General features: G+C 73.0%; 11 protein-coding genes. 9 read left to right on the top strand and 2 right to left on the bottom strand.

Translation table 11 applies throughout. The annotated features are described in order from the left end of the window. The first annotated feature begins 112 nt into the window (after positions 1 to 112). Positions 113 to 565 (top strand): D-aminoacyl-tRNA deacylase, encoded by a 453-nt coding sequence (gene dtd, locus ACH9D3_RS01265; RefSeq protein WP_396409554.1) that lies wholly within the window; start codon positions 113 to 115, stop codon positions 563 to 565. A gap of 36 nt (positions 566 to 601) precedes the next feature. Here dtd and ACH9D3_RS01270 read toward each other — a convergent pair whose 3' ends face one another. Then, positions 602 to 1,906 carry a cation:proton antiporter domain-containing protein gene (locus tag ACH9D3_RS01270; protein WP_396409555.1) on the bottom strand — a complete coding sequence of 435 codons (1,305 nt, stop codon included), beginning with the start codon at positions 1,904 to 1,906 and terminating at the stop codon, positions 602 to 604. Between the two features lie 183 nt (positions 1,907 to 2,089). Here ACH9D3_RS01270 and ACH9D3_RS01275 point away from each other — a divergent pair, with 183 nt between their 5' ends. Then, positions 2,090 to 3,571 (top strand): AAA family ATPase, encoded by a 1,482-nt coding sequence (locus tag ACH9D3_RS01275; protein ID WP_396409556.1) that lies wholly within the window; start codon positions 2,090 to 2,092, stop codon positions 3,569 to 3,571. A 9-nt stretch (positions 3,572 to 3,580) separates the two neighbouring features. Here ACH9D3_RS01275 and ACH9D3_RS01280 read toward each other — a convergent pair whose 3' ends face one another. Then, positions 3,581 to 4,537: a sugar-binding domain-containing protein gene (locus ACH9D3_RS01280; protein ID WP_396409557.1), complete on the bottom strand. Its 957-nt coding sequence runs from the start codon at positions 4,535 to 4,537 to the stop codon at positions 3,581 to 3,583. Positions 4,538 to 4,657: 120 nt separating this feature from the next. Here ACH9D3_RS01280 and ACH9D3_RS01285 point away from each other — a divergent pair, with 120 nt between their 5' ends. The 7 genes from ACH9D3_RS01285 to alaS all read left to right on the top strand — a co-directional run. Beyond that, positions 4,658 to 6,403: an FAD-dependent oxidoreductase gene (locus ACH9D3_RS01285; RefSeq protein ID WP_396409558.1), complete on the top strand. Its 1,746-nt coding sequence runs from the start codon at positions 4,658 to 4,660 to the stop codon at positions 6,401 to 6,403. 137 nt (positions 6,404 to 6,540) lie between these two features. Continuing rightward, positions 6,541 to 7,338 (top strand): MIP/aquaporin family protein, encoded by a 798-nt coding sequence (locus ACH9D3_RS01290; protein ID WP_396398482.1) that lies wholly within the window; start codon positions 6,541 to 6,543, stop codon positions 7,336 to 7,338. 102 nt (positions 7,339 to 7,440) lie between these two features. Beyond that, positions 7,441 to 8,964, top strand: a complete 1,524-nt coding sequence (gene glpK, locus ACH9D3_RS01295; protein WP_396409559.1) for a glycerol kinase GlpK — start codon at positions 7,441 to 7,443, stop codon at positions 8,962 to 8,964. A 375-nt stretch (positions 8,965 to 9,339) separates the two neighbouring features. Beyond that, positions 9,340 to 9,972 (top strand): 30S ribosomal protein S4, encoded by a 633-nt coding sequence (gene rpsD / locus ACH9D3_RS01300; RefSeq protein ID WP_396398077.1) that lies wholly within the window; start codon positions 9,340 to 9,342, stop codon positions 9,970 to 9,972. A 192-nt stretch (positions 9,973 to 10,164) separates the two neighbouring features. Further along, positions 10,165 to 10,593 carry a DUF948 domain-containing protein gene (locus ACH9D3_RS01305; protein ID WP_396398078.1) on the top strand — a complete coding sequence of 143 codons (429 nt, stop codon included), beginning with the start codon at positions 10,165 to 10,167 and terminating at the stop codon, positions 10,591 to 10,593. Continuing rightward, complete coding sequence (locus tag ACH9D3_RS01310; protein WP_396409560.1) at positions 10,590 to 10,955, top strand: hypothetical protein; 366 nt, start codon at positions 10,590 to 10,592, stop codon at positions 10,953 to 10,955. Before ACH9D3_RS01305 ends, ACH9D3_RS01310 begins: the two co-directional genes overlap by 4 nt. Next, positions 10,955 to 13,238, top strand: a 2,284-nt coding sequence (alaS, locus tag ACH9D3_RS01315) for an alanine--tRNA ligase (protein ID WP_396409561.1), incomplete at its 3' end; no start/stop codon positions are given. The genes ACH9D3_RS01310 and alaS, both read left to right, overlap by 1 nt.

Raw genomic sequence — 13,238 nt, forward strand, 5'->3', positions numbered from 1 at the left:
GCGAGGGCTCCGCCACCAGGGTGCTCGGCCGGACCGTGGGCCGCCCGGCCGTCATGAGGACGGGGCCGTCCGCGGTTCCCGGCCGGCCGGTGCCTGTGGTGGACTGGAGCGCATGCGCATCGTTCTGCAACGGGTGGCCCGTGCCGCCGTGACCGTCGGGGGAGACGTCGTGGGGACGATCGGGGGACCCGGCCTGGTGGCCCTGGTGGGCATCACGCACGACGACGACGCCGCAACGGCCACGAAGCTCGCCGAGAAGACCTGGACGCTGCGGCTGCTGGAGGGGGAGCGGTCCTGCGCCGACCTCGGCGCCCCCGTGCTCGCGATCAGCCAGTTCACGCTCTACGGCGACGCCCGCCGGGGCCGGCGCCCCTCGTGGTCGGCGGCGGCGCCCGGCCCGGTCTCGGAGCCGCTGTTCGAGGCCTACGTGCAGGCGCTGCGGGAGCTCGGCGCGCGCGTCGAGACGGGCCGCTTCGGGGCCGCGATGCAGGTGGAGCTCGTCAACGACGGCCCCTTCACCCTGGTCCTGGACAGCGCCGAGCTGGAACGGCCCCGCCGGGGCTGAGACCGGCCCGGCGTGCCCGGGCCCCGGCGCGGGCCGTCAGATCGGCGTGCGGGGAGCGGCCGCCTCGGAACCCGACTCCTCCCGGGCCCTGCGCTGCCGGGCACGGTCGAGCCTCGTGATGACGGGTCCCGCGGTCATCCCGTGCAGCAGGATCGACGCGACGATCACCAGCCCAACGATGCGCCACAAAGCCTGGTCCTCCGCGGTGAACTCCCCCTCCGACAGGGCGTAGCCGAGGTAGTAGATCGAGCCGATGCCGCGCACGCCGAAGAACGCGATGACGCCGCGCTCCCACGGGCCCGTCCGGCCGCCCGTCAGGCTGATCCACGCGGCGAGGGGGCGCACCAGCAGCAGGAAGGCCGCCGCGACGAGGACCTCCCGCCAGGTGATCCCGACGAGCAGACCCCGGGCCACGGCACCGCCCAGGAGCACGAGCACCACCACGGTGAGCAGCCGCTCGAGCTGCTCGATGTAGCTGTGCAGGACGCCGTGGGCACCGTGCACCCGCTCGCCCGCCCGGATGGTCACCGCGCACACGAACACGGCGACGAAGCCGTAGCCCTCGAACATCTCGGCCAGACCGTAGGTGAGGAACGTGGCCGCGAGGGCCACGAACCCCTCGGTCTGCGCTGCCGTGCGGACGCTCTCCAGCGGGGAGCGCAAGAAGAGTCGTCTCAGGAGCAGCCCGACCAGGACGCCGAACAGACAGCCGACGGCGATCCGCCAGGACACGTCCACGGCGAGGAAGTGCGGCAGCCACGCGCCGGGGTCGGTGCCCACGACGCTCAGGGCGATGGCGAGGTAGACGAAGGGGAAGGCCAGACCGTCGTTGAGGCCCGCCTCGGAGGTGAGCCCGAACCGGACCTCGTCCTCTCCGTCGAGGTCGTCCTGCGCCTGCGAGGGCTCTGCGACCTGCACCTCGGAGGCCAGGACCGGGTCGGTGGGAGCCAGTGCCGCGGCCACGAGCACGGCGCCGGCCGCGCTCAGTCCCAGCACCGACCACCCGAGCAGGGCCGCCCCGAGCAGGCTCAGGGGCATGGCGATCCCCAGGAGCCGCCAGGTCGTGGCCCACCGCCGGAGCCCCAGGGGACGGTCCAGCGCCAGCCCGGCACCCATCAGCGAGACGATCACGCAGACCTCGCTCAGATGCACGGTGACGTTGCTGTAGGCGACCGGGTCCGGGTCGGGCAGTCTGTCGGCCAGCGAGAAGATCACCGCCCCGGCGGCCAGGAACAGCATGGGCACCGACAGCGGGGCCCGCATGAGCAGACGGGGCAGCAGGGCGGCCGCGAACACGGCCAGCCCGGCGGCGGCGAAGAGCAGACTCGGGGGTTCGAACACCGGAACCTCATCCCTGGAACGGTCGGGCAGAACTCTCGTGGGTCCGCGCCGCGGCGGCCGCCGTCGCGGTCGTCGTCGTGCGCAGTGCGCCCGTCGGTAACCCGACGTGATCAGCGTGCTGAGCATACGCTGGTCCCCCCACCTCCGACAGGCCCCGAGGGCGACGGGCGCTAGCCTGAGGAGGTGACCGGCTCCCTCTTCGACGACCTCGACGCCCCCGACCCCGGCTTCCCTGCTCCCGGGGACGAGGGGGACCGCGCCGACCGCCCCGCCGGCTGGGCGCGGCGGTCCCGGGCGCCGCTGGCGGTGCGGATGCGCCCGCGCCGGCTCGACGAGATCGTGGGCCAGCAGCACCTGCTCAGGCCCGGGTCCCCGCTGCAGGTCCTGGCCGGGGAGGACCGGGGCCCGGCGGGGCCGTCGTCGATCGTCCTGTGGGGCCCCCCGGGCACCGGCAAGACGACCCTGGCCCACGTGATCGCCCGCGGGGTGTCCCGGAAGTTCGTGGAGCTCTCCGCCGTCACCGCCGGCGTCAAGGACGTGCGGAAGGTGATGGACGAGGCGCTCACCGACCGGGACCTGCACGGGCGCACCACGGTGCTGTTCCTCGACGAGATCCACCGCTTCACCAAGGCCCAGCAGGACGCGCTGCTGCCGGGGGTCGAGAACCGGTGGGTGGTGCTCGTGGCGGCCACCACGGAGAACCCGTCCTTCTCGGTGATCTCCCCCCTGCTCTCGCGCTCGCTGCTGCTGACGCTGCAGCCGCTGGAACGGGCCGACATCGCGGCGCTGCTCGACCGCGCCGTCGCCGACCCCCGGGGCCTCAACGGCGAGGTGGAGCTCTCCGCCGAGGCGCGCGAGCACCTGCTGGACCTGTGCGGCGGGGACGCCCGCAAGGCGCTGACCTCCCTCGAGGCCGCCGCCGGGGTCGCCCTGTCGAAGCGGCCGGGACCCGGCGACGCGCCGGACGGCGCGGGCGCCGACGGGGCGCAGGAGGACGCGGGCGACGACGGGGCCGCGGGGCGGCCGGTCCCCGTGCTCACCCGCGAGCACGCCGAGGAGGCCCTCGACCGGGCCGCGGTGCGCTACGACAAGAACGGCGACCAGCACTACGACGTGGTCAGCGCGTTCATCAAGTCGATCCGCGGCTCCGACGTGGACGCCGCGATGCACTACCTCGCCCGGATGATCGAGGCGGGCGAGGACCCGCGGTTCATCGCCCGCCGGCTCATCATCTCCGCGTCCGAGGACATCGGCACGGCGGACCCCACCGCGCTGCTGACCGCGGTCGCGGCCGCCGACGCCGTCCAGCTCATCGGCATGCCCGAGGGCAGGATCCCGCTGGCCCAGGCCGTGGCGCACCTGGCGACCGCCCCGAAGTCCAACGCCGCCTACACGGCGATCGACGAGGCCATCGCCGACGTCCGCAGGGGCCGGGCCGGGCCCGTGCCCCTGCACCTGCGGGACGCGCACTACCCCGGGGCCGGCCAGCTCGGCCACGGCCGCGGCTACGTGTACTCCCACGACGAGCCCAACGGGGTCGCCGCCCAGCAGTACCCGCCCGACGAGCTGGTCGGCACCGACTACTACCGGCCCACCGAGCACGGCCGCGAGCGCGACATCGCCCACCGCCTGGAGATCCTGCGGGGCATCGTCCGGGGCCGCTGACGGGCGTGCTCAGCGGCCGAACAGGTGGCGCACCACCGACGCGGCCGTGCGCTCGTCGATGAGCAGGTCCGTGACCACGCCCGCCCGCAGGGCGCCGACCACGCCCGGCACCTTGTGGTCCCCGGCGACCACGCACAGCCGGCGCGGGATCCGCCGCAGCTCCATGGGGGTCGGCCCGCTGGCCCGGCGGTTGTACTCGATGTCGGCGTACGTCCCGTCCTCCCGCAGGAAGACCGTGCACACGTCGCCGACCACCCGGTGCGCGGACAGCTCCCGGAGCCCGTCCTCCGGCAGGTAGCCGCTGCTGTAGACCTGCGAGATCATCGGGCCGCGGAACGCGCCCACGCTGAACACGGCGAGGTCCGCCGCATTGCGCGCGGCGAGCACCCGGCGCACCGACGACTCCTGCCACATCAGCGTCCGGGTCTGCTCGTTGTCGAAGAACGCGGGGGTCGGGAAGGGCAGCAGGGCGGCCCCGAAGGCCGTCGACATCTGCCCCAGCAGCGCCGAGGACTGCGCCGTCCCCGTGGACCGGGCGCTGACGGCGCCGTTCATCTGCACCACGACGGCGTCCCGCGTCACCTTGGGCTGCAGGTGCGCCGCGATCGCCGAGGCCGTGGTCCCCCAGGCGACCGCCAGGGTCATCCCGTCCCCGAACCAGTCACCGAGCAGCCCGGCCGCGGCCCGGGCCACGGACTCCAGCCGCTGCGGCTCCGTGGCCGTGCGCGGCGTGCCCGCCACGTGCACCGTGACCCCGAACGCCTCCCGCAGCCGGCGCGCGAGGTCGTGTCCCGCGTCCGGGGGAGCGGAGAGGCTGATCCGCACGATGCCCCGCTCCCGGGCCGCCTGCAGCATCCGCGAGACCGTGGGACGGGAGACCCCGAACCGATCCGCCACCGCATCCATCGTCATGCCCTGGACGTAGTACAGCTCCGCCGCGTGGTGGAGCTCGGCATCACCGTGCATGTGCACCTCCATGTCTTGCACGTCCGTTCATTTGCTTTGAGCATAGGTGCAATCCGCGACAGAGTGTGATGCAGAGCACGTTACCCGCCCGAAACCACACGCCCCGAGGAGTTCCCCACCATGGCCCATCCCACCCTCTCCCGCACCGAGCGCGACCGGGCGCTCGCCGAGCTCTCCGACGGCCCCGAGCTCGACGTCCTCGTCGTCGGCGGAGGCATCACCGGGGCCGGCATCGCCCTGGACGCCGCGACCCGCGGCCTGCGCACGGGCATCGTCGAGGCCCAGGACTGGGCCGGCGGGACCTCGCAGTGGTCCTCCAAGCTCGTCCACGGCGGCCTGCGCTACCTCCAGCAGCTCGACTTCAAGCTCGTCTCCGAGGCCCTGCGCGAGCGGGAGCTGCTGCTGGACTACCTCGCCCCCCACCTGGTCAGGCCGGTGCCGTTCCTCTACCCCCTCACCCACCGCTTCTGGGAGCGGCCCTACGTGACCGCCGGCATCGGCCTCTACGACGCCATGGCCCACATCGGCGCGAAGGTCGCGACCCTGCCCCTCCAGCGCCACTACGGCTTCAAGGGCGTCCAGCGCGTCTTCCCGGACATCAAGCCGGGCTCCATGGTGGGCGCGGTCAAGTACTGGGACGGCCAGGTCGACGACGCCCGCCTGGTCCTGACCATCGTGCGCACGGCCGTGCGCTACGGCGCGCTCGCCGCCAGCCGCACCCGGGCCGTGGCCTTCCCCGAGGACGAGAGCGGCCGGGTGCTGGGCGCCACCGTGCGCGACCTCGAGACCGGGGCGGAGCACACGGTGCGGGCGAGGACCGTCATCGCGGCCACCGGCGTGTGGACCGAGCAGACCCAGGACCTCGCCCACGCCGAGGGCGGGCTCAAGGTGCTGGCCTCCAAGGGCATCCACATCATCGTGCCGCGGGAGCGGATCCGCGGCGAGAGCGGGCTCATCCTGCAGACCGAGAAGTCCGTGCTGTTCATCATCCCGTGGGAGCGCTACTGGATCATCGGCACCACGGACACCCCGTACCACCACGACCTCGAGAACCCGGTGGCCACCGGGGAGGACATCGACTACGTCATCGACCACGCCAACGTGGTCCTCGACCGCCCGCTCACCCGCGAGGACGTCATCGGCACCTACGCGGGCCTGCGCCCCCTGCTGCAGCCGGGCACCAAGAAGGGCGGTGACGACCAGTCCACCAAGATCTCGCGGGAGCACACCGTCACGGAGGTCGCTCCCGGGCTGATCTCGATCGCCGGCGGCAAGCTGACGACCTACCGGGTGATGGCCCAGGACGCGGTGGACCTCGCACTGGGCGACGAGCGCGCCGCCCAGCTGCCGTCCGTGACCGACCGCACGCCCCTGCTGGGCGCCGACGGCTACCTCGCGCTGAGCCGTCAGGCCGGGACCCTGGCCGCCCGGCACGACTGGAGCGAGGAGCGGGTCGCGCACCTGCTCGGCCGCTACGGGTCCGGGATCTCCGAGATCGTGGAGCTGGTCGAGGACCGCCCCGACCTGGGCCGCCCGCTGGAGGGTGCCCCCGCCTACCTGCGGGCGGAGATCGTGCACGCCTGCAGCCACGAGGGCGCGCTGCACCTCGAGGACGTCTACGACACCCGCACCCGGCTCACCTGGGAGCAGGAGCGCCACGGGCTCGACGCGGTCGAGGAGATCGCCGACCTCGCCGCCGGGGCGCTCGGCTGGGACGAGCGCCGGCGCGCGGCGGAGGTCGAGGCCTACCGGGTCCGCTGCGCGGCGGAGGACGCCGCCGCGGGGACCGCGGACGACACCGCGGCGGCGGCCGCACGGGCCGCGGCACCCGACGTCCTGGAACTCGTGCACCGCGCCGGTTCCTGAGCGTCCCACCCGCTCCACCGCTCGCCACCCGCACCACCACGTCCCGGCCGTCCCCGAACGGACGACCGGCCCACCCGGTCCGCACCAGCGGTCCGCACCACCCAGTCCGCACCACCCGAGGAGTTGCAGTGCTGTCGATGTCGAACGTCGTGGCCCAGGCCGTCGTGCCTGCCGTGCCGATCCCCCTGTCCACCGTGTTCTGGTCCGAGGTCGCGGGCACCGCGATGCTGCTGCTGCTCGGCTGCGGCGTCGTCGCCAACGCCGTGCTGCCGAGGACCAAGGGGCTCGGCGGCGGGTTCCTGATGATCAACTTCGGCTGGGGCCTCGCCGTGTTCGCCGGTGTCTTCGTGGCCTACCAGTCCGGCGCCCACATCAACCCCGCCGTGACCGTGGGCCTGTGGGCCAGCGGGGCCGAGGAGTACGCCCCCGGCGTGGCCGTCACCCTGGTCAGCACGCTCGTCTACTTCGCCGGGGAGCTCCTCGGCGGCGTCCTGGGCGCGGTCCTCGCGTTCCTGGCCTACAAGAAGCACTTCGACGAGGACATCGAGGGGGAGGAGGTCCTCGGGGAGACGAAGCTCGCCGTGTTCTCGACCGGACCGGCCGTGCGCTCCTACGGCTGGAACGTGGTCACCGAGGTGATCGGCACGTTCGTCCTGGTCGCGGTGATCCTGCTCTTCGGCAACACCCCGTCCGAGCTCGGCCCGCTGGCCGTGGCCCTGCTCGTGGTCGGCATCGGCGCGAGCCTCGGCGGGCCCACGGGCTACGCCATCAACCCCGCCCGTGACCTCGGGCCCCGCATCGCCCACGCCTTCCTGCCGATCCGCGGAAAGGGCACCAGCGACTGGGGCTACGCCTGGGTCCCGGTCGTGGGCCCGATCCTCGGCGCCCTGCTCGCCGGCGGCTTCTACCAGCTCTACGCCAACCCGCCGGCCTGACGCCCGCACCCGTCCGGCACCGACCGGACGGTCCCGAACCCCACCCGGAAGTCACGAGAACACCCCGAAGTCACGACAACACCACGAAGTGAGGTACCACCCATGAGCACCGACACGAAGTACGTCATGGCCATCGACCAGGGCACCACGAGCTCGCGCGCGATCATCTTCGACAAGCAGGGCAACATCGTCAGCACGGGCCAGCTGGAGCACCAGCAGATCTTCCCGCGCGCCGGGTGGGTCGAGCACGACCCCCTGGAGATCTGGCTCAACGTCCGCAAGGTCGTCGCGGAGGCGGAGGCCAGCTCGGAGGTCAACGCCCGCGACATCGCCGCCGTGGGCATCACCAACCAGCGCGAGACCACCGTGGTCTGGGACCGCACCACCGGCAAGCCGGTCTACAACGCCATCGTCTGGCAGGACACCCGCACCCAGGCGCTCGTCGAGGAGTTCGCCGGGGACGCCGGCACGGACCGGTACAAGGACCGGGTGGGACTTCCGCTGGCGAGCTACTTCGCCGGACCCAAGGTCACCTGGATCCTCGACAACGTCGAGGGCGCCCGCGAGGCCGCCGAGCGCGGGGACCTGCTGATGGGCACCACCGACTCCTGGCTGGTCTGGAACATGACCGGGGGCGTCGACGGCGGGGTGCACGTCACCGACGTCACCAACGCCTCCCGCACGATGCTCATGAACCTCGAGACCCTGGACTGGAACCCGGAGATCTGCGCCGACATGCGCATCCCCATGTCGATGCTGCCCGAGATCCGCTCCTCCTCCGAGGTCTACGGCAAGGGGCGCACCCGCGGCTTCCTCAAGGACGTGCCGATCTCCGGGATCCTCGGGGACCAGCAGGCCGCCATGTTCGGGCAGGCGTGCTTCGAGAAGGGCATGGGCAAGAACACCTACGGCACCGGCAGCTTCGTGCTCATGAACGTGGGCACCGAGGTGGTGCACTCGCAGAACGGGCTGCTGAGCACGGTCTGCTACAAGATCGGCGACCAGGACGCCGTCTACGCCCTCGAGGGCTCGATCGCCGTGACCGGGTCCCTGGTCCAGTGGCTGCGCGACAACCTCGGCATCATCTCCTCCGCGCCGGAGGTCGAGCCGCTGGCGGCCTCCGTGGAGGACAACGGCGGGGCCTACTTCGTGCCGGCCTTCAGCGGCCTCTTCGCCCCGCACTGGCGCCCGGACGCCCGTGGCGCCCTCGTGGGGCTGACCCGCTACGTGAGCAAGGCCCACATCGCCCGCGCGGCCCTCGAGGCGACCGCGTACCAGTCCCGCGAGGTCGTGGACGCCATGAACGCCGACGCCGGCGTGGACATCACCGAGCTGAAGGTGGACGGGGGCATGACGGCCAACGAGCTGCTCATGCAGTTCCAGGCCGACCAGATCGGCGTGCCGGTCATCCGTCCGCGGGTCACCGAGACCACCGCCCTGGGTGCCGCCTACGCGGCGGGGATCGCCGTCGGCTTCTGGTCCGGGACGGACGAGGTGACCGCGAACTGGTCCGAGGACACCCGCTGGGAGCCCGCCATGGCGGACGACCGCCGCGAGAAGCTCTACCGCAACTGGCAGAAGGCCGTCACGAAGTCCCTGGACTGGGTGGACGAGGACGTCGACTGACACCGGCCGGCGCCGGCCCCTCGGCGGGGCCGGGCCGGAGCGCCGCCCGGGACGCCCGGGCGGCGCTCCGCCGTGTCCGCGGGCCCGGACCGCGCGAGGGCGGGCGCCGGACGCCCGGGGCGGGGGAGCGCGACCGCCCCGGGCACGCTATAGTGGGATGTCGGCCGGCAAGGCCCGTGCTCCCGCACGCCCGGCGCACCGCCTCAACCACGGTGCGCGGCGCGCGGTCACGGCGCTTGTAGGACCGGAGGATTGCGGCTGATCCTCACCTCTCCGGCGGGACCGATCCCGTCCTCGGAGGCCGGACCGAACAGAACACGCTCCCCCCGCACCGGACGACGGACGGGGGAGGGCACCGCATTGTGAAAGGTAAACGTGGCTAACAACACGCGTGCGCGCCGCCAGGTGCGCAAGTCCCGCGCCCTCGGGATCGCCCTGACCCCGAAGGCCGAGAAGTACTTCGAGCGCCGTCCCTACGGCCCCGGCGAGCACGGCCGTGCCCGCCGCAAGGCCGACTCGGACTACGCCGTCCGTCTGCGCGAGAAGCAGCGTCTCCGGGCGCAGTACAACATCCGCGAGAAGCAGATGCACATCGCCTACGTCGAGGCCAAGCGCCAGGAGGGCCAGACCGGTGAGAACCTGGTCGCCCTGCTGGAGTCCCGCCTCGACGCCCTGGTCCTGCGCTCGGGCTTCGCCCGCACCATGGCCCAGGCCCGCCAGATGGTCGTGCACCGCCACATCCTGGTGGACGGCCAGCGGGTGGACCGCCCCTCCTTCCAGGTCAAGGAGGGCCAGCTGATCCACGTGCACGCCAAGTCGGAGAAGATGGTGCCCTTCCAGGTCGCCGCCGCCGGCGCCCACCAGGCCGTGCTGCCCGACACCCCGGGCTACCTCGACGTGCAGATCGAGAAGCTGCAGGCCAAGCTGGTGCGCAAGCCCAAGCGCGCCGAGGTCCCCGTGACCTGCGAGGAGCAGCTCGTCGTGGAGTACTACGCCCGCATGGCCTGATCCTGCGGGCTCCCGCTCCCGGGCAACCGGGGGCGGGGCCTTCCCGGCGGAGAGCCCGCGGCGCCTGCGCCGCGGGCTTTCCCGTTCGGTACAGTTGACTCCCGGGCGCCGCGCCGGTGCCCGTCCCCGCACGCCGGGAGCGGTCCTGCCGCCCCGGCCGCTCGACCCGACCAGCAAGGAGCGCGCCGCCCCATGACCGGTGGAGAAATCGCAGGACTGCTCGCCGCGGGGGTGTTCGCCGTGCTGGTGCTCCTGCTCGCGGTGCCGATCCTCAAGCTCGGCAAGGTCTTCGACGAGCTGCGGCTGACGATCCGCTCGCTCAACAACGAGACCGTCCCCCTCATCGACGAGGTCACCCGCACCGTCTCGACCACCAACTCGCAGCTCGAGAAGGTGGACGGCATCACGACCAACGTCTCCGACGCCTCCGCGAACGTCTCCGCGCTGTCCTCCCTGGTGGCCTCCACCGTGGGCCAGCCGCTGATCAAGGTCGCGGCGTTCTCGCACGGGGTGCGCAGGGCCTTCACGGGGGACACCGCCACCGACGGCTCCCACCGCGCCGACCGCTTCGGGCCCGCCGACGAGCAGGGCCCCGGCGCCCCGGGGGAGGACCGGCCATGAGCCTCTGGGGAAAGCTCGTGCTCGTCGCCGCCGGGGGCGTGCTCGGCGCCGCGGCCACGCGGTTCGCCCGCACACCCGGTCAGGACCTCTCCGTGCGGGGGGACCCCGCGCCCGGGCGCAGCTCCCGCGCCGGGGACTGGCGCTCCCGGCTCTACCGCTTCGCCGCCACCGTGCGGGCCGGCATGGACGAGCGCGAGGCCGAGCTGCGCGAGTCCTTCGGCGTGGCCGCGCCCCGGCCGTCGGCCTCCCGCCTGGCCGCCCGGGACTCCGCCCCGCCGGTGATCGACGGCCCCGCCGCCCCCCACGGGCCCACGGCGGACCCCACCGACCCCCCGACCGATCGCGAAGGAAAGCACCGGTAATGCTGTCTCAGGAAATCACCACGCGCTGGCTGGACTACTTCGAAGGCCAGGGCCACACCGTGGTGCCCTCCGCCTCGCTGGTCTCCGCCCAGCCCGGGTCCATGTTCACGATCGCCGGCATGGTGCCGTTCATCCCGTACTTCCTCGGCCAGGAGACCGCCCCCTACAAGCGGGCCACCTCGATCCAGAAGTGCATCCGCACCCTCGACATCGAGGAGGTCGGCAAGACCGCCCGGCACGGCACGTTCTTCCAGATGGCCGGCAACTTCTCCTTCGGCGACTACTTCAAGGAGCGGGCCATCCCCATGGCGTGGGAGCTGCTCACCGGCCCGCTCGCGACGGGCGGCTTCGGGCTCGACCCCGAGCGGCTGTGGGTCACCGTCTACGAGGGCGACGACGAGTCCTACGCGCTCTGGAAGGACACGGTGGGGGTGCCCGCGCAGCGGATCCAGCGGATGGGCCGGGACGAGAACTACTGGGACACCGGCCAGCCCGGACCCGCGGGACCCGACTCCGAGATCTTCTACGACCGCGGCCCCCACTACGGCCGGGAGGGCGGCCCGGCGGTCGACGACGACCGCTACATCGAGATCTGGAACCTCGTGTTCATGCAGTACCAGCGCGGCGCCGGCACGGGCAAGGACTACGAGATCCTGGGCGACCTGCCGGAGCAGAACATCGACACCGGCCTCGGCGTCGAGCGCCTGGCCATGCTCCTCCAGGGCGTCGAGAACTTCTACGAGACCGACCAGGTCCGGCCGGTCCTCGACCGGGCCGCCGAGCTCTCCGGCAGGCGCTACCACGGCTCGGAGAAGCCCGGGGAGGAGGGCTACGACGACGACGTGCGGATGCGCGTGGTCGCCGACCACGTCCGCTCCTCGCTGATGCTCATCGCCGACGGCGTGAGCCCCTCGAACGAGGGCCGCGGGTACATCCTGCGCCGCCTGCTGCGCCGTGCGATCCGCGCGATGCGCCTCATGGGTGTCACCGAGCCCTGCCTGCCCGTGCTGCTGCCCGCGTCCCGCGACGCCATGTGCGGCGTCTACCCCTACGTGGCCGAGGACTTCGAGCGGATCTCCCGGATCGCCTACGCCGAGGAGCGGGCGTTCCTGAAGACCATCGAGTCCGGGACCGCACGCCTCGACGAGGCCGTCGCCGGCGCCCGGCGGCAGGGCCAGGCGGTCTCCGGCGCGGAGGCCTTCGCCCTGCACGACACCTACGGCTTCCCGATCGACCTGACGCTGGAGATGGCCGCCGAGGCCGGGGTCGCGGTCGACGAGACGGCGTTCCGCGGTCTCATGGAGGAGCAGCGCCACCGCGCGCAGCAGGACGCCCGCGCCAAGAAGGGCGCCCACGCGGACCTCTCGGTGTTCCGCCGGCTCGTCGACGAGGGCGGCTCGGTGTTCACCGGCTACACCCGGCTGGGCCACGAGACCGTGCTGCGCGCCCTGCTGCAGGACGGTGCGACCGTCCCCGCCGCGCCGGCGGGGACGCGCGTCGAGGTCGTCCTCGACGAGACGCCCTTCTACGCCGAGGCGGGCGGCCAGGCCGCCGACCGCGGCACGATCAGCGGCGACGGCTTCGTGCTCGAGGTCACCGACGTGCAGCAGCCCGTGAAGGGGCTGTCCGTGCACCAGGCGGTCGTGCGCGAGGGCGAGGCCCTCTCCGGGGCCACGGTGCTCGCCCAGGTGGACGTCGCCCGTCGGCGTGCCGCCGAGGCCGCCCACACCGGCACCCACATCGTCCACGCGGCCCTGCACGACATCCTCGGCCCCGAGGCCGTCCAGCGCGGCTCCTTCAACAAGGAGGGCTACCTGCGCTTCGACTTCGCCTGGGGCGAGGGGCTCGCCGAGGCGCAGCGCCAGGAGATCGAGGAGGTCTCCAACGCGGCGATCCACGCGAACCACGAGGTCGTGACCCAGGAGATGGCCCTCGCCGAGGCCAAGGCCATGGGGGCCATGTCCCTGTTCGGCGAGAAGTACGGGGACCGGGTGCGCGTGGTGGAGCTGAACGGCCCGTGGTCCCGGGAGCTGTGCGGCGGCACGCACGTGGGCGGCACCGCCCAGATCGGCTCCCTCACGCTGCTCACCGAGCAGTCCGTGGGGTCGGGCAACCGGCGCGTCGAGGCGCTGGTGGGCCTGGACTCGTTCCGGCACCTCGCGGCCGAGCGCACCCTCGTGCACCAGCTCACCGACATGCTCAAGGCGCAGTCCTCCGCGGAGCTGCCGGAGCGGCTGGCGGGCACCCTCGAGCGGCTCCGGTCGGCCGAGAAGGAGCTCGCCG

It is taken from the genome of Kocuria kalidii, assembly GCF_044462225.1.
GTDB classification, from domain to species: Bacteria; Actinomycetota; Actinomycetes; order Actinomycetales; family Micrococcaceae; genus Kocuria; species Kocuria kalidii.